Below are 20,658 nucleotides of genomic sequence, written 5' to 3'. Positions count from 1 at the left end.
CCCGAGCGGGGCGAAAGTAGAGAGAAAGGAGGCACTCGCTGGACCGAGATCTGCGAAACAGCAGGAGGAGAGGCGGAACGTCGTCGAGTCGCGATCGCGCTCGCGCGTCGAGTGGCAAGTCGCGCGTCGAACAGCAAGAAGACCCGCAGTAACCTGCGGGTCTTCTTCTTGTGGTCCCGGCTGGGATCGAACCAGCGACCTCCCCGGTGTGAACGGGACGCTCTTCCACTGAGCCACGGGACCGTATCGAGTTATGAACGACCTGCGTCGGTCGCACGAGAAAACAGATTACACATCGCGGCCGACGGCACCAAATCCCCCGCTCGAGAGCCGGGAACACTCGCGAGGAACGGTCGCGAGCCCGTCTCCGGGGTGCCAAGAACGCTCCCATCTGCGGAATCACATCCATGTAAGTCGCTGACCTCACGATTTGTCTTGACGACATACGTGCCGCTAGTGTTCTTCTCGCTGGTGAGCAACGCCCACAAGGCAGCTCACCGGTATGCGGATGTAGCGCAGCTGGTAGCGCATCACCTTGCCAAGGTGAGGGTCGCGGGTTCGAATCCCGTCATCCGCTCGGAAAGATCACCTGGTGGCGTGGCCGAGTGGTGAGGCAACGGCCTGCAAAGCCGTGCACACGGGTTCGATTCCCGTCGCCACCTCCACCGAACACCGGTACCGAGTTCGAGTAACGGCACCAACTCAATAAGACCCGCGCGATTAGCTCAGTGGGAGAGCGCTTCCCTGACACGGAAGAGGTCACAAGTTCAATCCTTGTATCGCGCACCAGATCCGACAGCGAGGCCCGGCGACCGCCGGGCCTCGTCTCGTTGTCCGACCCTCATGCTGTGCTGTGTCCATGACACTGATGCTCGTCGCCGCCGCACTCGTCGTGGTCGCCGTGGCGATCCTTGTCCGGCAGCCCGCGTCCGGCAGTTCCGATTACCGCCCGCGCGATGCCCGACGCTCCGACGGCGACGACCGACGCCCGCTTCGCCGCCCACGGCCCGTTCGAGACGCACTGGCTCGGCGACTCACGACGCACACCGAGCGTCTCCGCGAGTCGCGCCGAATCCGCAAGCAGCAGTACGACGACGCCGCCCGGGCCGCCGCGGATGCGGGCGGCCCGGACCCGTGCGGCGAGACGGTGTTCGGCGAGACAGCCCGCGACGGAACGGTGTCCGGCCACCTGGCGCTGGCGCTGGACACCTGGAGAGGTCGTGACTTCACCCTGCGCGCCCGAGCGGTCGGCTTGAGTTGGCTCCCTTTCGTCGAACCGCCCGAGCACGTGGAGACCGCTGAGATCGCCGACATGCGACTGCGCCGGCGCTACCGACCGGACTCCGAAGAGCAGGCCGCGCTACGGCTGATGCAGGCGGACGAGAACGGCCGGCTGGCGGTGCTGGCCGCCGTGGTGGCGGCGCGGCTGCACCAGAACCCGGCATGGCACGACGATCTGCTGGATCGATACCAGGCCCGCATCGACCTCGACGCCGAGGTTCGGACGGTCGCCGAGTCCGCCGCCGCGATTCGCAGGGCGCGCCGAATCCTCGGTTCGCAGCCCCTCGGCCCCCGCGCATCCGATCCGGAGATCGTCAACGCCTACATCGACAAGTCGAGCGGCCTGGACCAGCGCGCCGACGCCCTCACGGATCGAGTCCTGGCGTTCCTGACGTACGCCGAGGGCGCCGACCGCGCCAGAGAACAGCTCGACCGACGTGCCTGGCTCGACGCCACTGGCCCGATCGACGACTTCGAGTCCCGGGTCGACGCCGCATTCGACCGGAGCGTCGCCGACCATCTCCGTCAGCGAGCCGCCGACGTCACCGCATTCGCCGCGAGCGACCTCGGAGCGTCCGAGGCGGAGCGGCTGATCTGGCGGAGTCCACGGTCCGACGGGGACCCCGGTTTGCAAATGTCGCCGCCGTACCGCTAGTGTTTGTTCTCGCCGGTGAGCGACAGCGTCCACAAGACGAGTTCACCGGCATGCGGATGTAGCGCAGCTGGTAGCGCATCACCTTGCCAAGGTGAGGGTCGCGGGTTCGAATCCCGTCATCCGCTCGGAAAGATCACCTGGTGGCGTGGCCGAGTGGTGAGGCAACGGCCTGCAAAGCCGTGCACACGGGTTCGATTCCCGTCGCCACCTCCACCGAACACCGGTACCGAGTTCGAGTAACGGCACCAACTCAATAAGACCCGCGCGATTAGCTCAGTGGGAGAGCGCTTCCCTGACACGGAAGAGGTCACAAGTTCAATCCTTGTATCGCGCACCACGCAGACGAAGCCCGCCGGGATCCGGCGGGCTTCGTCGTTCCCGGTTCTGGCAGGATTGACGGCGTTCCGCTTCGGCCGGACCGCCCCTCGAACCCCACTGCAAAGGACCGGACTCCAGTGCCCAGCCTCGCGATGCTGTTCCAGAGCCGACTCGATCCCGCACTCTCCGCCGAGCGCCTCGCCGCACAGATGCTCAGCGACTTCCCGGACCTGGACGCCGATCTGCTGAGCGTCGGCGACGCTGCTGCCGGGTCGGGGGCGGCCGACGACGCCGACTCGCCCCTGGCGTTGGCGTACGGCGACCGGCAGATCTTCCTGATGGGGATCGCGGCACCGGTGGGCGACGACCTCGCCGAGATCGCCCAGTACAGCCGGCTGTGGCCCGATCACACTCCGGCGCCCGCCGACTACTCGGCGCACACCATCGTCACCGTCGTCCGGCCGGGACATGAGACGAACCATGTCGAGGCGATCGCCGATGCGGTCCTGCTGTCGAAGGTCATCGCTGCCGCGGTGGCACTGTCGGAGTCGATCGTCGCCGTGTACTTCGGCAGCGCGAATCACGTGATCCTGCCTCCGCTGTTCCGCGACCTGGCGATCGAGACGCTCCCCGATCCGATGCTCCCGGCGTGGGTGGCCCTGAACGTCGCGCCGCGACCCGACGGCATCATGACCGGACATACGCGCGGACTCGACATGCTCGGGCTGCCAGACGTCGAGATCGTGCAGTCGCACGAGTCCGCCGAGGACACCTTCGGCCGCATCGTCAACACCGCGATCTACCTTCTCGAGAACGGCCCGGTGATCGGCGACGGCGACACGCTGGGCGCCACGGAGGCCGCCGAGATCGTCGCGCACCACGCGCCGTCGCAGGTCGACGCGGACAAGACCGTCCTGTCGCTGGAGTTCGTCGGAGAGGACTTCCCGGAACCCGAACTCGCCGACGAGCCGGCGCAGCCGAGGAAGCGGCGCTGGTTCGGACGTAAGTAGCACCACCGCAAGTAACACCACCGCAAGTAGCACCACCGCGACGCGGGAACTGTCCGATGCGCCCACTATGGTGTGCACATGAATCTGCGATCCCTCACCGATCTGCGTCCCGGGCAGCGCTTGTCGGGCCGCTGGCGCGAGCCGGTCCACCTCGTCGCGGTGATCCCGAGCGGAGATTCGGCGGCCACGGTGGTCGTCCGCGACGACCGACTGGGCGTCCGCGAGGAGATGCTGTTCGCCGACGACATCGCTGACATCGTCGTCGAGGACGATGTCGAGCGCTCGTGGACCTTCGACGCCGACCCGCGGACGTTCCGCCTCGCGACGGAGGCGCTGCGCATCGCGATGACCGGCGCCCACGACCCGATGGCGGCGGTCGGAACCAGCGACATCTCTCCCCTGCCGCACCAGATCCGCGCGGTGTACGGGGAACTGCTGCCGCGCACTCCCCTGCGCTTCCTGCTGGCCGACGATCCCGGCGCGGGCAAGACGGTGATGGCGGGGCTGTACGCCAAGGAACTGCTGCTCCGGGGCGATCTCGCGCGGCTGCTGATCGTCGCGCCGGGCGGGCTGGTGGAACAGTGGCAGGACGAACTGTCGGAGAAGTTCGGCCTCACAGCCACTCTCCTGACCCGGGATCTGATCAACGCCAGCCCCAGCGGCGACCCGTTCCCGGCCCACCCGTTCATGATCGCCCGCATGGATCAGCTCGCCCGCGACCCCGACCTGATCGGTCACCTCGAGGCGAGCGAGTGGGATCTGGTGGTGGTCGACGAGGCGCATCGCATGTCCGCGTCATGGCAGGGCTGGGACGGCGAGGTCCGGGAGACCGAGCGGTTCAAGCTCGGCCGCGTCCTCGGCGGCGTGGCACGCAACCTGCTTCTGATGACGGCGACGCCGCACGCCGGCAACGACGACAACTTCCAACTGTTCCTCTCCCTTCTCGACGAGGACCGATTCGCCGGCCGCCCGCAGTCGGACGCGGTCGCCGACACCTCCGGCCTCATGCGACGGATGGTCAAGGAGGAACTGCTCACATTCGAGGGCAGGCCGCTGTTCCCCGAACGGATCGCCGAAACCGTTCCCTACGAGCTCTCCGACGGGGAGGCGGAGCTGTACGAGGCCGTCACGCAGTACGTGCGCGTGGAGATGAACCGTGCGGAGAGTTCGCCCGACTCCCCCAAACGCCGCACCGTCGGGTTCGCGCTCACCGTCCTCCAGCGCCGGCTCGCGTCGAGCACCCACGCGGTGCTGCGAAGTCTGCAGCGTCGCCGCGATCGGCTCGCCTCGCGTCGTGCCGACCTGATCGCCGGCCGGATCCCCGTCGACGATCGGATGCCGCTGCCGCCCGCCGACGCCTTCGACGATCCCGACGAATACAGCGCCGAGGAGTACGAGCGCATCGAGGAGGAAGTGGTCGACGCGGCGACCGCCGCACGCACCGTCGCCGAACTCGACACCGAGATCGCGATCCTGGAAGACCTCGTGGCGCTGGCGACCCGTGTGCGCGACCGCGGCATCGACCGGAAGTGGTCGGAGCTGCGTTCACTGCTGACCGATCGAGAACTGTTGCGCGGCAAGGACGGTCGTCCGCGCAAGCTCATCGTGTTCACCGAGCACAAGGACACGCTCGACTACCTCACCGCGCAGATCCGCAATGTGCTCGGTTCCGACGACGCGGTGCTGACGATTCACGGCGGCACGCGGCGCGGCGAGCGCGTCGCGATCCGGGAGCAGTTCACCAACGAACCGTCGCGGCTGGTGCTGGTGGCCACCGACGCCGCCGGCGAGGGGCTCAATCTGCAGGCCGCGCACCTGATGGTCAACTACGACCTGCCGTGGAATCCGAACCGACTCGAGCAGCGCTTCGGCCGCATTCACCGCATCGGGCAGAAGAACGTGTGCCGCCTGTGGAACATCGTGGCCGCCCAGACTCGCGAAGGTCAGGTCTACACGCGTCTGCTCGAGAAGATGGAGCAGCAACGTTCGGCCTACGGCGGCAAGCTGTTCGACGTTCTCGGCGACGAAGCGTTCGCCGGCCGGCCGCTGCGCGACCTGCTGTGGGATGCGGTGCTCTACGGCGACGATCCCGCGCGGATCGACGAGATCGAGCGCATCGTCGACGCCGAGGTGGCTTCCGGCTGCGACACGCTCGTCACCGAGCGCGCACTCGCCCGCGAGACGCTCGATCCGCTCGAGATGGCGCGTCTGCGCCGCGAGATGGACGAGGCGACCGCGCGCAGGTTGCAGCCGCACTACATCGCGCAGTTCTTCACCGATGCGTTCACCGCGCTCGGCGGTCGGCTGTCGAAGCGGGAGCGCCACCGGTTCCAGATCTCGAATGTTCCGGCGCCGCTGCGTCATCGAGACATCCGCCGGGAGCACGCGGGGCGGCCGGTGACGAGGGCGTACGAGCGCGTCACGTTCGAGCCGTCGGCGGTGTCGTCGGGCGCCGTGCGCGCCGACCTCCTGGCACCCGGGCACCCGCTGCTCGACGCCGTGATCGACTCCGTCCTGGACGGGAGTGCCGACGTCCTCGCCGCGGGCGCCACACTGCTCGACCCGACCGATCCCGGCACCGCCCCGCGCGCGATCTTCGCCCTGACCTCCGAGATCGTCGACGGCTCCGGGACCGTGGTCAGCAAGAGATTCGCGTTCGTCTCGATCGACGCCGACGGGTCCGTCGCCGATGCCGGTCCGGCGCCGCATCTCGACCTGCAGCCGATCCCGGAGGGCGCGCCGATCCGCGGGCTAGACTCGTTCGTCGGCCGTTCACTGACGGACCAGGCATTGTCGTGGGCCGCGTCCACCGCGGTGCCCCGTCACCTGAGCGAGGTCCGCGACCGCGTGGTCCCCGACGTCGAGCGGACCGAGAGAGCGGTGCGCACACGGCTGATCGAGCAGATCAACTACCTGGACTCCGAAGTCGCACGCCGGCGTGAAGAATCGGCGGCCGGCAAGACCACGCGCGGGCGGCGCCTCAGCCCGGAACGGCTCGAGCGGCGGGCGCGCGAGTTGGAGGCCAGGCTCGGGCGCCGCCTGCGCGAGCTCGCCGACGAGCGTGTCCTCACCGCACGCCCGCCGAGGCTGGAGACCGCGGTTCTCGTGGTCCCCGCCGGGATGCTCGGCGAGTCGGTGGGCCGACACGCCGCCGACACCACGGCCACCGACCGGCGGGCCGTCGACGCGGTGCTGCGTGCCGAGTGCGCCCTGGCCCGCATGCCCGAGGAGATGCCGCACAACAACCCCGGATACGACGTCCTCTCCGTTCCGGCTCCGGCTGCGGACGGCGGTCGTGCACCATCGGTGTACATCGAGGTCAAGGGCCGGATCGCCGGCGCCGACACCTTCTTCGTCTCCTACAACCAGGTGCTCCAGGGCAAGAACACCGGTGAGAACCACCGGCTCGCGATGGTCTCGGTGAGCCCCGACGGCCCCGATCACGACGAGGTCCGCTACCTCACCGACTACTTCCGCGACGTCGACCTCGCTAACACCGACGTGAGCGGAGTCGAACTCAACTGGCACAAGGCCTGGAAGAAGGCACTCCCGCCGCATTGACGGCTCGCGGTGTCAGAACGGCGGGGCGCCGGCGTCGTGGGCGATGGCTTCGCGAGCCCGGCGGTTCGCCGCTCGCTTCTGCATGCGGTACCGGTGCTTGGCCTGCAACCGTGTCAGCGAGCGTTCGGGTTCGTCACCGGCGTGTCGTGCTTCTCGGCGTGTCGGAGAGCCGTGTCCGCACTGAAGGTGGCCCAGTTCGGGAAGGAGCCACATGTTCAGTGCCTGCTGCCGGACGGTGATCCCCTCCGGTGAGGTGACTTCTGTCCAGACGACGCCGGCGGCGTCCACGATCTGATCGTCGACCCACCCGTTCGCGTGGGTCTTCAACCCATGATGGAATCGGCATTTCGCATTGAGATTGCAGATGCAGGTGACGCCGCCCGCCGATGGATCCGCGTGGTCGTACTCGCATACGTGGTCAAGGTCGCACTTCCACGCGGGCCGGGCGCAACCCGGCCACGAGCAGGTGCCGAACAGCCCGCGGACGGCGGTGTCCAGCGCCGCGGACGGACGGTATCCGCTGTCGGGCCGACTCGCCTGCGCGATGACGTCGTCGAGGTTCAGCTCGCGACGCACAGCGTCGGGCCGTGACGCCATCTCACGAATGTGTGTCGCCGAGATCGGTCCGTGGCCGTCCAGATGCGCCGCAGTCTGCGACGTCCCCTCGAGCACTTCTTTCCGAACCACCACGTGCAGGACGATCCGGGCGCACCGCGACGCGATGTCGGCCGGCGCGAGTCGAGCAGTGCAGTCCTCTCGACCGCACTCGCATACGAAGTCCGTGCCGTTGATGCGCGCCATGGCCGCATCACTGCGCCGGGCGCCCTTGGTACGTGGGTCGTTGGGGCAGACGCCGGCGATCACCGCATCGAGTACATCCTTGGCGATCGCCACGTCCTCGGCCGACGCGGTGACGATGAGTTCCGAGGCGGTGTCGGTCAGCGGGTTCACCTGCACGCGCTTGGCCGCTCGCACCTCCTCCCTGGTCAAGGTCACCGCGTCGGGATCGTGCTCGGCGACGATCGCCCCGAGAATCGTCTCCACACGCGCCGCCGAGAGACCGCCCACTTCGCGCAGTCTCGCGGCCGCTTCCGCGTCGATGAAGGCCAGGATGTCCGCATCGTCGACGAGGGCCGTCTGCTCCACCGCGCGCCGGAAACTCGCCGAGTTGATCAGTCCGTCGCGCAACATCCGTCCGAGGGCCGGGATCCGCTCCATGCAGGCCACGGCGGATTCGACGAACCGCTCTGCCGTGTAGTGCTGCACACCCGCGGCGACCGCATACGACGCCGCGACTTGGCACAGTGGGTCGTAGAGCCGGGTGTAGGCGTCCGCCGACGGATCGGACTCCAACTCGGATTGCTTCGCCATGAGCAGCGAGTACAGCGCCTCGTACCGATGCCACAGCACCAGCCCCTGGTAGCAGTCCGCTCGCGCCGCGAACCCGAGCAGTGCCGCTCGATCGCTTCGCGATCCCGACACCTCGGATGCAACGGTGGGCGAGTTCTCGACGTCCGGACGTTCGATCCGGATGACGATCGCGTCGTCGGCCACCGTCACAGACGAAGCCCTACGCTCTCTCACCTGCACTTTCATCTCTACCCCCCGATTGTCGAACTTACGTTCGATGATACTCGAGAGGTCCGACATTCTCAGGCGAGTCACACCGATTGCGATACACACTGCCGTGTGCGCTATGTTGAAACGTTCTCGTCCGCCATGCGCTTCACCAAGGGGTACACGTGTCCAGCGATGCACACAGTAATGTTCAGCGACGCAAGTTGATCGAGGTCAGCATCCCGCTGCAGAAGATCAACGAGGAGTCCGCTCGCGAGAAGTCGATCCGCCACGGACATCCGTCGACACTGCATCTGTGGTGGGCGCGCCGGCCACTGGCCGCGGCACGCGCTGTGCTGTTCTCTCAACTGGTGGACGACCCCGCGTCGCGCCCAGACCTGTACCCCACCGAGGCGGAGCAGATCGCGGAGCGAAAGCGACTCTTCGAGTTGATCGAGCGACTCGTGGTGTGGGAGAACTCGAACGACGAGCAACTGCTCGCCGAAGCTCATCGCAAGATCATGGAGTCGACCGACGGCAATCCCCCGCCGATCCTCGACCCGTTCGCCGGCGGCGGAACCATTCCCCTTGAAGCGCAACGACTCGGACTCGAAGCTCATGCATCCGATCTGAACCCCGTCGCCGTGCTCATCAACAAGGCGCTGATCGAGATTCCCCCGAAATTCGCCGGCCAGCCGCCCGTGTGGCCCGGCGCCGCCGACGAGACGATCCAGAACTGGCCCCGCGCGACAGGTCTCGCCGAGGACGTCCGCCGCTACGGACAGTGGATGCGCGACGAGGCCCAGAAGCGGATCGGACATCTGTATCCGAAGGCGACCCTGCCCGACGGCACCGAGGCGACGGTGATCGCGTGGATTTGGGCGCGTACGGTGACGTGCCCGAATCCCGAGTGCCGGATAGCGATGCCCCTCGTCAGGTCGTGGTGGCTCGGCAAGAAGAAGGGCAAGGAGGCGTACGTCGTCCCGGCGATCGAAGGCAAGACCGTGCGGTACGAGATCGGTCACGATCCTGCTCAGGCGCCGACCAAGGAGACCGACGGGACCGTCGGCCGGACCGGCGCGACCTGCATTCGGTGTGGGACGGCGGTGGAACTCAAGTACATCCGCTCGGAGGGTCGTGCGGGGCGGATGGGCGAGCAATTGATGGCGACGGTCGCGGAGGGGAAACGGCGACGGGTGTATCTCGCACCGAGTGAGGCGCATTCTGTTGCCGCAGCAGTCACTCGCCCCGACTCTGCGCCAGCTGGAGAACTGTTTGATTGGCCTGGGCGAATCAATGTCGTCCGCTACGGTCTTACAACCTTCGCCTCGCTCTTCACTCCACGCCAACTCACCGCGCTGACGACATTCAGCGATCTGGTCGGAGAAGCACGCGAGTTGGCCTTGCGTGACGCCCTCGCGGCGGGAATGACAGAGGGCAGCCGACTCGACGACGGAGGAACGGGAGCCGTCGCGTATGCGGATGCGGTGGCTACCTACCTGGGACTGAGTACAAGTAAGGCAACGAACCTCTCCTCATCGATTACGACTTGGATGAGCGACCGCTCAGCGTTACGTGAAGTATTTGCTCGCCAAGCAATTCCGATGTCATGGGACTTTGCTGAGGCCAACTTGCTGGGATCTGCTGGTGGGGGACTCACCACCGTAGTCGACAAAGTCGCTCAGGCTGTCGCATTTGCGCCAATGGGTGGAGGGGTTGCAACGCAAACCGACGCCGCTGACTCACTCGGTCGATGCTTACTAATTTCAACCGATCCCCCGTACTACGACAATATTGGGTACTCCGACCTTTCGGACTATTTCTACGTATGGCTTCGCCGATCACTTCGCGGCGTACACCCTTCGATTCTGTCAACGATGTTGGTCCCAAAGACCGAGGAACTAGTGGCAAATCCATACCGGCACAACGGAAAAGAAGGGGCACATAAGTTCTTCGAGGAAGGGTTCCGCGATGTATTCCGGCGAGCGCGCGAGAATGCGTACGCCGACTATCCCATCACCGTGTATTACGCCTTCAAACAGCAAGACTCGTCCGAAGGTGGGCAGTCGTCCACGGGGTGGGAGACCCTACTCGAGGGAATGATCCGTTCCGGGTGGCAGATCACTGCGACATGGCCGATGCGAACAGAAGGAAGCGGTCGCCTTCTCGCGAAAGGCACCAACGCCCTCGCCTCCTCCATCGTCCTCGCACTCCGACCCCGCCCGGAGGATGCACCCCGCGTCGACCGCCGTGCGTTCCTGGCGCGGCTGCGGAACGAACTGCCGGCGAGCCTGCGTGAGTTGCAGCAGGGCGCCATCGCGCCGGTCGATCTGCCGCAGGCGGCGATCGGGCCGGGTATGGCCATCTTCTCCGAGTACAACGCGGTGCTGGAGGACGACGGGTCGAAGATGACGGTCCGGACCGCGCTGCAACGCATCAACGCGATCCTCGACGAGGTGCTCGGCGAATTGGAGAACGACTTCGACGCACCCACCCGCTTCGCGCTGACCTGGTTCCGCCAGAACGGCTTCGACAGCGGCAAGTTCGGCGACGCCGAGTCGCTCGCGAACGCGCGCAGCATCTCGCTCGACGGCATGGAGCGCTCGGGCATTCTCACCAAGGGCGGTGGCCGGGTCGCGCTGATCGCGCCCACGGACATGCCTGCCGACTACGACCCGTCCACCGACTCGTCGATCAGCCAGTGGGAGGTGGTGATGCACCTGGTGCGGGTCCTCGACTCGGAGGGCATCCCCGCGGCGTCGACCCTGCTGAGCCTGGTGCCGGATGCGGTCGACACCGATCTGTGCCGCGAACTCGCGAGCCTGCTCTTCAAACTCGCCGAGGATCGCAAATCGACGGCCCTCGCGGTCAGCTTCAACGGCCTCGGCGCCGCATGGAGCGACATCGCCCGCGGTGCGCGGGGTGCGGCGCACCAGGAGATGCTGCTGTGATCGGCGCGATCGCCGCCGAGTCACGTGACACGACACGCCCGGAGCGGCCGACACGCCGTGCAAGCCCTGTGCGGGGCGGGAGGCCCATGCCGCTGTCGTAGGCGGGCATCCGTCACACCGGCGGCGGGACGTGACCTCGACGTCCTGATTGTCCGACCGCTGCGATAACCTTCGTCGCGAATACACACAGTTGTGTGAATAGTGAAAGGAGCCCTCCGTGGCGCCGAGTAATCGGGATCGGATCCATCAGGCGTTCGAGCTGCTCGGACCGGCGGTCGATCGTTTCCTGACCGAGACGATCGGCCCCGATCTGCCGGCGGGGGCGAGCGGCTGGATCGACGTGCTGCGCACGGTCAAGGCACCCAGCGCGCACCCCGACAAGAAGTACAACCCGCTCGACCCGTCGGACAGCCTTCGGATGTTCACCGACAACATTCCGTACAAGTTCCGGCGCGGCTGGGACCCGATCGGCAAGCGGCTCAGCCGCGCGCAGGTATCCCTGGCGACGCCGCTGGTTGACGCCCGGAACCGGCTCGCGCATCACGAGAACTTCACGAACGACGACGCGCAGTTCGACCTCGACATCTGTCACCGATTCCTGCTCGCCATCGACGCTCCGAAGGAGGCCGCCGACGTCGCGAAGCTGCGCGACGACGTCCGCGCCATCGGCACCCGGCAGGCCACCGAACGGGCCGCGCGCAACGTGCCCGCGCTGCAGGTGGGCTCCGACAATCTGCCGGCATGGCGCGACGTCCTGGCACCCCATCCCGACATCCAGAGCGACCAGTTCAACGCCGCGGAGTTCGCCGCCGACCTGTACACCGTCGCGATGCGCAGCGGCGGCCACAAGTCCGAGTACACCGACCCCGCCGAGTTCTTCGGCCGTACCTATCTCACCGAGGGGTTGCGCGATCTGATCACCCGGAACGTCGCGCGACTGACCGGCGATGAGAACGCGTCACCGGTCATCAACCTGCAGACCAACTTCGGCGGCGGCAAGACGCACTCGATGCTCGCGCTCTGGCATCTGGCGTCGGGCGCGGAGAGCCACGTCTTCGGTGACGACGTCGCTCCGCTCGCCAAACCGCTCGACGCGGTGCGAGGACGCGTCGGACGCGTCGCCCTGGTCGGCAACCAGATGGTCCCGTCACGGGAGAACACCGACGACGGCCGGCCGAACATCCGCACCATGTGGGGCGAACTGGCCTGGCAGCTGGGCGGGCAGGAAGCCTATGACATCGTCGCCCATGCCGACCGCACCTCGACCAACCCGGGTGCCGACCTCCGCGAGCTCTTCACGCTGTACTCCCCCGCGGTGATCCTGATCGACGAATGGGTGGCGTACGCCAGACAGCTCGTGAACCCTCCGGAACCGCTTCCGGCCGGCGACTTCGACACCCAGTTCACCTTCGCCCAGGCCCTCACCGAAGCCGCCCGTGCGGTCAAGGGCATTCAGGTGGTCATCTCGATCCCCGCGTCGTCCAACGGAGACGGCGGCGACGAGGTGAACGACGAAGAGGTCGGCGGCGAGTACGGCCGCGAAGCACTCCACGCACTGAAGAACGTGATCGGCCGGACCGCCGACCAGTGGCAGCCCGCCAACGCCGAGGAGAGCTTCGAGATCGTGCGGCGGCGCATCTTCTCCACACCGGACGCCGAGGCGTCGGCGAAGATCGCCAACATCGCCAAGAATGTCGTCGAGTTCTACCGCAAGTACCACGCCGAGTTCCCGTCGGAGGTCCGCGACTCCCAGTACGAGGACCGGATCAAGCGCTGCTACCCGATTCATCCGGAGCTGTTCGACCGGCTGTACCAGGACTGGTCGACGCTCGACCGGTTCCAGCGGACTCGCGGCGTCCTGCAGATGATGAACCGGGTGGTCGGGACCCTCTGGCGGTCGGACAACTCGTCGGCGCTGATCATGCCGGGAACCGTGCCACTCGACGACGCCGACGTGGTCTCCGAGGTGACCAAGTACCTCGAGGACCAGTTCAAACCGGTGATTCACACCGACGTCGCCGGCCCCGAATCGGTCCCGGCGCTGGTCGACAAGAACAACGAGCACTTCGGCAAGCGCAAGGTGGCACAGCGGCTGGCCCGTTCGGTGTTCATGGCCGCGACTCCGGGCCTGCACTCGGCGCACAAGGGCGCAGAGAAGCACCGCATCTTCCTCGGCACCGCTCTCCCGGGCGACGTACCGGGCAACTTCCACTCGGCGCTCGACGCCCTCACCGGTCAGTCGACGTACCTGTACACCGAGTCGTCGCGCTACTGGTACGACACCCAGGCCAACATCAGCCGCACCGCGCGCGACCACGCGGCCGGGCTGGCGCCCGCGGACGTCTGGGCCGAGGTGGAGCGACGGCTCACCGAACTGCGCAAGACCTCCGCAGACAAGTCGTTCGCCGGCATCCACGTGTTCCCCGAATCGTCCGCCGACGTGCCGGACGAGACCGACACGCGTCTGGTCGTGGTGCCCATGCAGCACACCTACGCCGCACGGTCCTCGGCCCCGACGGCCAAGTCGTGGGCCGCGAACGTCCTCGAACACCGCGGCAACGCGATCCGTTCGTTCAAGAACTCGCTGATCTTCCTCGCCGCCGACACCAACCGGGCCCGCGAACTGGACGAGGCGGTGCGCAACTACCTGGCGTGGAAGCACGTCGCGGAGAACGCCGACGACTACGGGCTCGGCGGTCAGCAGACCAAGCAGGCGACGGAACGGCGCGCGACGAACGACGACATCGTGCGCAATCGACTCAACGAGACCTTCTGCTGGGCACTCTGCCCCGAGCAGCAGACGGGCGAGGCGACCTACTCCATCGACGTGGTCAACGTCTCGGGCAGCAAGGACGACGTGTACGCGCGCACCGGCGCCAAGCTCAGCCTGGAACACATCGCGCTGGCCCGATCGTCGTCGCTGATCTATCTGGATCTGACGGGCCGGTTGTCGGCGGCATGGGATTCCGGACACCTCGACGTGGGCACGCTGCACCGGTACTACGCGACCTACCCATACCTGCCGCGGCTGCGCGACCGGGAGGTGCTGATCGACGGGCTGTACTCGGTCCTCGACGACCAGATCAGTTGGCGCCAGCAGGGATTCGCGTTCGCCGACGGATACGACGAGACCCAGAAGCGCTATCTCGGGCTGCATCTGCCCGGCGACGACGCCACCGTGCACATCTCCGACAGCACGCTGATCGTGAAGCCGGGACCGGCGGACGCTCAGCGCGACGAGGAGGTGCGCCAGCAGCGGGAGCGCGACGGCGAGCAGTCCTCGGCGGACGGCGGATCATCGGACGCGTCCACCGCCGGAGCGGGCTCGGCGGAGACGCAGTCCACCACTCAGAGCGCACTCAAGCGCCGCTACTTCGGCTCAGCGCAACTCGACTCGGACTTTCCGGCGCGCGACTTCAGCACCATCCAGCAGGAAGTGCTCAAGCACCTCTCCTCGGCCGCCGGACGGGTGGAGATCCGCATCGAGATCAGCGCCGTCGATCCCGACGGATTCTCCGATTCGGTGCGCCGCACCGTGTCGGAGAACGCGACGACCCTCGGCTTCGAAGCGTCCGGCTTCGAGAACGACTGAGGTCAGCGACGCTTCTTCTTCCGCGCCGCGGCGCGACGCTCGGCACGGTTGGCGGTCGCCGTCGGCGGCACGAGGTGCAGGACGATGTGGTCGGCGTCGTACTTCGACGGGGCGATCCGCGCAGTGAAGTCGCCGCTGTCGGTCCCGAGAACGTCACCGTCACCGATGACCGGACCGTCGTCGTACATCAGCACGGCGGTGTCGACGACGACCTTCACCACCTGCTCGGCCGGCAGTGTGCTGTCGGTGACCTCGATGTCGAGCAACCCCAGCTCCGACATCCCGATCGTCTCCGCCGACACCAGTCCGGCCTCGTCGGCGACCATGAAATCGACCCACAGCATCAGCGGCAGGTCGGGCGAGACCTCCAGCGCCGCGCGCCGGTACGCCGAGGGCTCGGCGATCTGCTCGGAGGTGTGCATGTACACCGCCCGCACCGAGTCGGTGCAGGCCAGCAGTGAGGTCACCACCCGCGAGATCAGCGTCGCCTCCTCGATGAGGTCACGGTCGTCACCGAGAACCGCGTCACCGAGAACCGCATCGTCGAATACCGGGCCGGCGAGCACCGCCTCCGACGACGCCGCGACGACGAGGGACGGCCCGTCCGGGTCGGGCAGCTCGGCCTCCGCACTCCACAGCGGACTGCCCTGAGCCGCGTCGGCGACGTCGAGTCCTTGCGGCACGTCGACGCCCGCCACGAGCACCCGGACCTCGTCGAAAGCGATCACGAACACCGGCGGGGACTCCGGTCCCTCGCCTCGTTGTGTCTCGACCACAACTGAGTCGAACTCGGAGTCGAGCAACTCGCCCCAGTCGGCACGGATCTGCTCGAGCAGTCTCGCAGCCGTCAGGCCGGGATCGATCCGAGTCTGGAACAGGGTGACGAACAGTGGATCCACGGGCGTCCTCACGGTCGTTGGCGGTACAGCCTCCATACAGCTCCATACAGCCTCCATTGCACCAGGACGCGGGGTACCGTGTCGTGCCGCCGCACCGGAACAAGGCACAATCGGTATGTGACGCAATCTGCGACTTCAGCGCAATCGGCCGCCGGCGACGCCGGTCTGTTGATCGAGACGGTCACCGATCCCGGCCTCGCTCCCGCGATCGCCGACGTCGCTGCCTCGACCTTCCCGCTCGCCTGCCCGCCGCACTCGACACCGGAGAACATCGCCGCGCACATCGAGCAGGTGCTCTCCGCCGCACGGTTCGCCGAGTACCTTGCGGACCCGCGCAAGCAGGTACTCGTCGCGCGGACCGGTGCCGGCGGCCCCATCGTCGGCTACGCGCTGCTGGTCCACGACCTCCCGGCCGACCCCGACGTGCGCGCGGCGGTCGACGCGTTCCCGGCCGGTGCCGCCGCCGTCGCGAACGGGACGGTCGCCGAGATCTCCAAGATGTACGTGCTGCCCGAGCATCATGCCGTCCACAGCAGGCTCCGGCCGTCTCACGCCCTGATGAACGCGGCTGTCGACGCCGCCCGCGACCGCGGTGCGACCCTGGTGTGGCTCGGCGTGCACTCGGGCAACGAACGCGCGAAGAGGTATTACGCGAAGATGGGCTTCCGCCAGATCGGCACCAAGAGCTTCAACATGAACGGCGCCATCGAGCACGACTTCGTGCTGGCCCGGGAGAGCTGAACCCTCACACGGCGGGTTCGGCCGACGGCACCACGCGCGATCCGGCGGCGTCGACGATCAACGCTTGATCGTCGTACAGCGGCAGCAGTGTGAACCGGTCGCCGTACTCATTCAGCGTCCGGTCGATCAGTTCGGTGGGATACGGCGGCAACTGCCCGTCCGCATGCGGGATCACGACGGTGTCGGTGAGTCCGAGTCCCCGGAAATCGGCCAGGTCGAGACCCAGACCCGGGTCGTCCATCAACGCCGCGGGCTCCACGTCCGGCCCGGCCGCCACCGCTCCCGCGCTGAGGCCGACGTAGGGAGTCCCGGCGCGGACCCGTTCGGCGATCACCTTGTCGGCGCCGCTGCGGCGCAGCCCGGACATCAGCGCGAAGGTGTCGCCTCCCGAGACGTAGAAGGCGTCGACACAGGCCAGAGCCTCCTCGAAGCCGCTCTTGCGGAGGTCGACATCGACGACGTCGTACCCGAACCGGACGAGCCGCTCGCGTTCGGGTCCGGTGAACGGCGCGTCGAGCAGATGACGCTGAGCCTCGTCGATGTAGCCGATCCGCAGACGACGCGGTTCGGTGGCGTCGTGCGCCGCGCCGGCGACCGGCGGCAGGTTCTCCAACAGAGCGCCCGCCCCGAGGGACAGCAGGATCAGTGGGCCTTGCACGTCAGTCATCGGCGCCTCAGTCATTCGCCTCCGCGAATCGGGAGAGGGCCAGCAGCCGCGAGGTGGCGCGCAGATACTTCTTGCGGTAGCCGCCGGCCAGCATCTCCGGGGTGAACAGTTCGTCGAGCTTGACCCCGGAGATGCTCACCGGGATCTCCGCGTCGTACAACCGGTCGGCCAGCGCCACCAGGCGCAGTGCCACCGCCTGGTCCGGCGCGGGACGCACGTCGGAGATGCATACCAGCGACACGCCGTCGACCAGCGACTTGTACTTCGACGGGTGCAGCTTCGCCAGATGCGCGATCAGGCCGTCGAAGGTGTCGAGGGTGGCCCCGACGGTGTTCTCGGCCTGACGCTCGAGCTCCTCGTCGGACATCGGCTCCGGTGCGGGCGGAAGGTCACGGTGCCGGTAGTCGGGACCGTCGACGCGGATGGTCTCGAAGATCGACGACAGCTTCTGGATCTCGCGCAGGAAGTCGCTCGCGGCGAACCGGCCTTCGCCGAGCTGTCCGGGCAGCGTGTTGGACGTGGCGACGATGGAGACGCCGCGGGCGGTGAGCTCGGTGAGCAGCCGCGAGACCACCATCGTGTCGCCCGGATCGTCGAGCTCGAACTCGTCGATGCAGAGGACACTGTGTCCCGACAGCCGTTCCAGCGCGTCGATGTAACCGAGGGCGCCGACGACGTTGGTGACCTCGCCGAAGGTCGCGAACGCCTTGGGCCCCGGCATCGCGTGGTAGATCGACGCCAGCAGGTGCGTCTTGCCGACGCCGAAGCCGCCGTCGAGGTAGAGCCCGATCCCCTGGGGTGCGGCGGACTTGCGGAAGAAGCTCTTCTTTCCGCCGCTGCGGACCTTGGATGCGCGGGCGACGAAGTCGCGGGCGGCGTTCACCGCCGCGGTCTGGCTGGGCTCATCGGGGTCGGGGATGTACGAGTCGAAGCTCACCTCGTCGAACATCGTCGGCGGAACCATCTCGCCGATGAGTTGGTCGGGAGCCAGGACCGGATTCCGATCGCTAAGTCGTGCCAGCATTAGGCAAGGGTAACGACCGGCACCATGATGGACTCATGTTCATCCTGCAGAAAGCGACTGATGTCACAGCAGACGGACTGGCGCAGGTCTATTCTTTTCCGCCGTCCGGCGAACCGGTGGTCCGCGCCAACATGATCGCCAGCATCGACGGCGCCGCCACCGCGCAGGGTCGGTCGGGCGCGTTGGGATCCGACGGCGACCACACCGTCTTCCACCTGCAGCGCGCACTGGCCGACGCGATCGTCGTGGGTGCGCAGACCGCGGTCACGGAGGGGTACGGACCACCGGTCGTCGAGCCCCGTCACGGGCCGGGCCGCGCCGCCCGCGGTCAGTCGGCCGTGCCGCTGCTGGTCCTCGCGTCGCGATCGCTGAACCTGCCCGCCGACTTCACCACGGCGCGGCACCCCGACGTCCTCATCGCCACGTGCAGCGACGCCCCGCGAGACGCGCGGCGCCGACTGCTCAACGCCGGCGCCACCGTGGTCGACTGCGGTGAGTCGTCGGTGCAGCCGCGGGCGGTGATCGACGAGCTCGCCCGGCGTGGGCTGCGGCATGTGCTGTGCGAGGGCGGTCCCCGGTTCCTCGCCGATCTCGCGGCCGCCGGTCTGCTCGACGAACTGGCGTTGACGGTCAGCCCCGCGCTGGTCGGCGGCGACGCACCCCGCATCGCGCACGGCACCGCGGTCCCCGCTCGGACGGCCGGTTCCCTTCCCGGGCCGATGCGTCTGCGGCACATGCTCGGCGACGCGGAAGGGTATCTGTATCAACTGTGGGAGCGTGCCGACTAGGCTCGCGGTCATGCATTCACCCGGACGCCCGCGGACCGCTGGAGCATCGGCGGTCTCCCGGTTCGCCGCAGTCCTGACTGTGCTCGTCCTGGCCGCGTCCGTCGGCGGCTGCGCGGTCGGTCCGGACACCGGTCCCGACATCGTGCGCGGGGACGACGAGGGCGGGCAGGCGACCGGCGCACCGGAGCAGCCCGCCCTGCAGGCGCCGAAGAAGGACTTGAACTGGCGCCAGTGCGCGGGGTCGATCGCACAGAGGTACGGCGTCACCGTTCCCGACGGTGTGAAGCTCGACTGCGCGCGGCTGGACGTCCCGGTGGACCCGGCGCAGCAGTCGGGCACCACGATCAAGGTCGGCGTCGTCCGCGCCCGCACCGACGCCACGCCGGCCGGCGCCGTGCCGCTCGTGTTGACGAGCGGAGAGGACATGCCGAGTTCGCGGACCCTGCTGTCGTTCGCGACGGGCGCCGACCACGGCATCCTGGATCGCCGTCCGGTGATCGCCGTCGACCATCGCGGGATCGGCACGTCCGGTCTGATCGACTGCATGACCACCACGCAGCGCAGCGTCTACGACGACAACGGTGCGGGTGACGGACGCGATGTCGCGGCACGCGCCGAGAAACTGTCGGAGGCGGCGCGCGCGGCCGCCGACCAGTGCAACGACACGCTGACACCGGACCAGCTCGACTACTCGGCCGCGGCGGCGGGCGAAGACCTCGAGCAACTGCGCCAGCGCTGGGACGTCGACCGGCTCGCGATCCTGTCGGTCGGAACCGGATCATCGGTGGCCCTCGCGTTCGCCGCCGCGCACCCGGACCACGTCGGCCGGCTGATCCTCGACTCCCCGGTCGGCTACAACGTGTCCGCGAAGGCCGCCGCCCAGAGCCGCGCCCGCGGCCTGCAGGCCACCCTCACCGCGTTCACGCAGCGCTGCGCCGGGGCGGGCTGTTCGCTCGGCGCGGGCGGGGCGGCGGTCCTCGGACGGCTGATGTCGTCGGGCGCGGGCGGACAGGTGGGCGCGCTGTCGGACACACAGGTCCTCGACGCACTCACCACCGCGCTCGCGGTCGGCGACACCTCCCCGGACGGACTGCGCGAACTGAGTACGGCGCTCACCGCCGCCGACCGCGGCGACACGGGTGCCCTGCGCAAGCTCGCGGACCAGGCTCGCTCGCTCCGCCTGGCCGACGGCCAGATCGTGGCCCGCTGCAACGACATGCGCGGGCGTCCGGGCACCGACGAGATCCCCGCCCTCGCGCGCGATTGGAACGCGCAGAATCCGCTGACCGCCGGCACCACGGCACTCGATCTCGTCCGGTGCGACGGCTGGGGCGTCGCCGACTCGCCCGCCGCGCCGGAGCGCTTCGCGGTCGACCCGCTGGTGCTCGTGGGCCAGAACGATCCGATCAACGGCGCCGCCGCGGCCGACGATCTGACGCCGCTGATGCTGGCGGCCGACACGGCTCAGACCACCGTCTCGTGGGACGGTCTCGGCTACTCGGTGGCCGCCAATTCCACGTGCGCGGGCGACCTGATCGGCGAATATCTCGGCCCGGCTCCGCTGGGCGCGCCGAGCGAGCGCGCCTGTCCGGCCTGACACCGTGGTGTAGTACG

12 protein-coding genes and 7 tRNA genes are annotated in these 20,658 nt (G+C 67.9%); 14 read left to right on the top strand and 5 right to left on the bottom strand.

The window, feature by feature from the left end:
- Positions 1–171: 171 nt before the first annotated feature.
- Positions 172–243 (bottom strand) — tRNA-Val (locus tag GSI01S_RS09695).
- 261 nt (positions 244–504) lie between these two features.
- Here GSI01S_RS09695 and GSI01S_RS09690 point away from each other — a divergent pair.
- The 9 genes from GSI01S_RS09690 (at position 505) to GSI01S_RS09650 (ending at position 6,825) form a co-directional block, all read left to right on the top strand.
- Positions 505–577 (top strand) — tRNA-Gly (locus GSI01S_RS09690).
- 14 nt (positions 578–591) lie between these two features.
- A tRNA-Cys gene (locus GSI01S_RS09685) sits at positions 592–665 on the top strand.
- Positions 666–714: 49 nt separating this feature from the next.
- Positions 715–789 (top strand) — tRNA-Val (locus GSI01S_RS09680).
- 70 nt (positions 790–859) lie between these two features.
- The gene (locus tag GSI01S_RS19520; RefSeq protein WP_006896369.1) at positions 860–1,936 is read left to right on the top strand and encodes a hypothetical protein; all 1,077 of its coding nucleotides are present in this window, start codon (positions 860–862) and stop codon (positions 1,934–1,936) included.
- A 52-nt stretch (positions 1,937–1,988) separates the two neighbouring features.
- Positions 1,989–2,061: transfer RNA gene (locus tag GSI01S_RS09670), tRNA-Gly, on the top strand.
- A 14-nt stretch (positions 2,062–2,075) separates the two neighbouring features.
- Positions 2,076–2,149: transfer RNA gene (locus GSI01S_RS09665), tRNA-Cys, on the top strand.
- Positions 2,150–2,198: 49 nt separating this feature from the next.
- Positions 2,199–2,273: transfer RNA gene (locus GSI01S_RS09660), tRNA-Val, on the top strand.
- A gap of 118 nt (positions 2,274–2,391) precedes the next feature.
- A complete protein-coding gene (locus tag GSI01S_RS09655; RefSeq protein ID WP_006896368.1) occupies positions 2,392–3,264 on the top strand; it encodes a DUF4261 domain-containing protein in 873 nt (290 codons plus the stop codon).
- Between the two features lie 78 nt (positions 3,265–3,342).
- Entirely contained in the window at positions 3,343–6,825 is a 3,483-nt protein-coding gene (locus GSI01S_RS09650) for a helicase-related protein (protein ID WP_006896367.1), read from the top strand.
- 12 nt (positions 6,826–6,837) lie between these two features.
- Here GSI01S_RS09650 and GSI01S_RS09645 read toward each other — a convergent pair whose 3' ends face one another.
- Positions 6,838–8,421: an HNH endonuclease signature motif containing protein gene (locus tag GSI01S_RS09645; protein ID WP_039867410.1), complete on the bottom strand. Its 1,584-nt coding sequence runs from the start codon at positions 8,419–8,421 to the stop codon at positions 6,838–6,840.
- A 146-nt stretch (positions 8,422–8,567) separates the two neighbouring features.
- Between GSI01S_RS09645 and GSI01S_RS09640 the strand changes: the two genes are divergently transcribed.
- Complete coding sequence (locus tag GSI01S_RS09640; protein ID WP_006896365.1) at positions 8,568–11,333, top strand: DUF1156 domain-containing protein; 2,766 nt, start codon at positions 8,568–8,570, stop codon at positions 11,331–11,333.
- A gap of 217 nt (positions 11,334–11,550) precedes the next feature.
- Positions 11,551–14,925, top strand: coding sequence for a DUF499 family protein (locus GSI01S_RS09635; protein ID WP_006896364.1), 3,375 nt, complete (start codon positions 11,551–11,553; stop codon positions 14,923–14,925).
- Between the two features lie 2 nt (positions 14,926–14,927).
- Here the strand turns inward: GSI01S_RS09635 and GSI01S_RS09630 are convergent, their stop codons facing one another.
- Positions 14,928–15,824 carry a DUF4261 domain-containing protein gene (locus GSI01S_RS09630; protein WP_006896363.1) on the bottom strand — a complete coding sequence of 299 codons (897 nt, stop codon included), beginning with the start codon at positions 15,822–15,824 and terminating at the stop codon, positions 14,928–14,930.
- A 117-nt stretch (positions 15,825–15,941) separates the two neighbouring features.
- Here GSI01S_RS09630 and GSI01S_RS09625 point away from each other — a divergent pair, with 117 nt between their 5' ends.
- A complete protein-coding gene (locus GSI01S_RS09625; RefSeq protein WP_006896362.1) occupies positions 15,942–16,565 on the top strand; it encodes a GNAT family N-acetyltransferase in 624 nt (207 codons plus the stop codon).
- 4 nt (positions 16,566–16,569) lie between these two features.
- Here the strand turns inward: GSI01S_RS09625 and GSI01S_RS09620 are convergent, their stop codons facing one another.
- Complete coding sequence (locus GSI01S_RS09620) at positions 16,570–17,232, bottom strand: Type 1 glutamine amidotransferase-like domain-containing protein (protein WP_039867407.1); 663 nt, start codon at positions 17,230–17,232, stop codon at positions 16,570–16,572.
- 7 nt (positions 17,233–17,239) lie between these two features.
- Positions 17,240–18,256, bottom strand: a complete 1,017-nt coding sequence (zapE, locus tag GSI01S_RS09615; RefSeq protein WP_006896360.1) for a cell division protein ZapE — start codon at positions 18,254–18,256, stop codon at positions 17,240–17,242.
- 35 nt (positions 18,257–18,291) lie between these two features.
- On the opposite strand from zapE, the gene GSI01S_RS09610 reads away from it, so the two are divergent.
- Both GSI01S_RS09610 and GSI01S_RS09605 read left to right on the top strand, forming a co-directional pair.
- Complete coding sequence (locus tag GSI01S_RS09610; protein WP_006896359.1) at positions 18,292–19,044, top strand: dihydrofolate reductase family protein; 753 nt, start codon at positions 18,292–18,294, stop codon at positions 19,042–19,044.
- 10 nt (positions 19,045–19,054) lie between these two features.
- Positions 19,055–20,641 carry an alpha/beta fold hydrolase gene (locus GSI01S_RS09605; RefSeq protein WP_006896358.1) on the top strand — a complete coding sequence of 529 codons (1,587 nt, stop codon included), beginning with the start codon at positions 19,055–19,057 and terminating at the stop codon, positions 20,639–20,641.
- Positions 20,642–20,658 lie beyond the last annotated feature (17 nt).

The sequence above is a fragment of the Gordonia sihwensis NBRC 108236 genome (assembly GCF_000333035.1).
In the GTDB taxonomy this organism is placed as follows: Bacteria; Actinomycetota; Actinomycetes; order Mycobacteriales; family Mycobacteriaceae; genus Gordonia; species Gordonia sihwensis.
The sequence above is the reverse complement of the archived record's forward strand: the minus strand, read 5'-3'. Positions and strand labels throughout refer to the sequence as shown.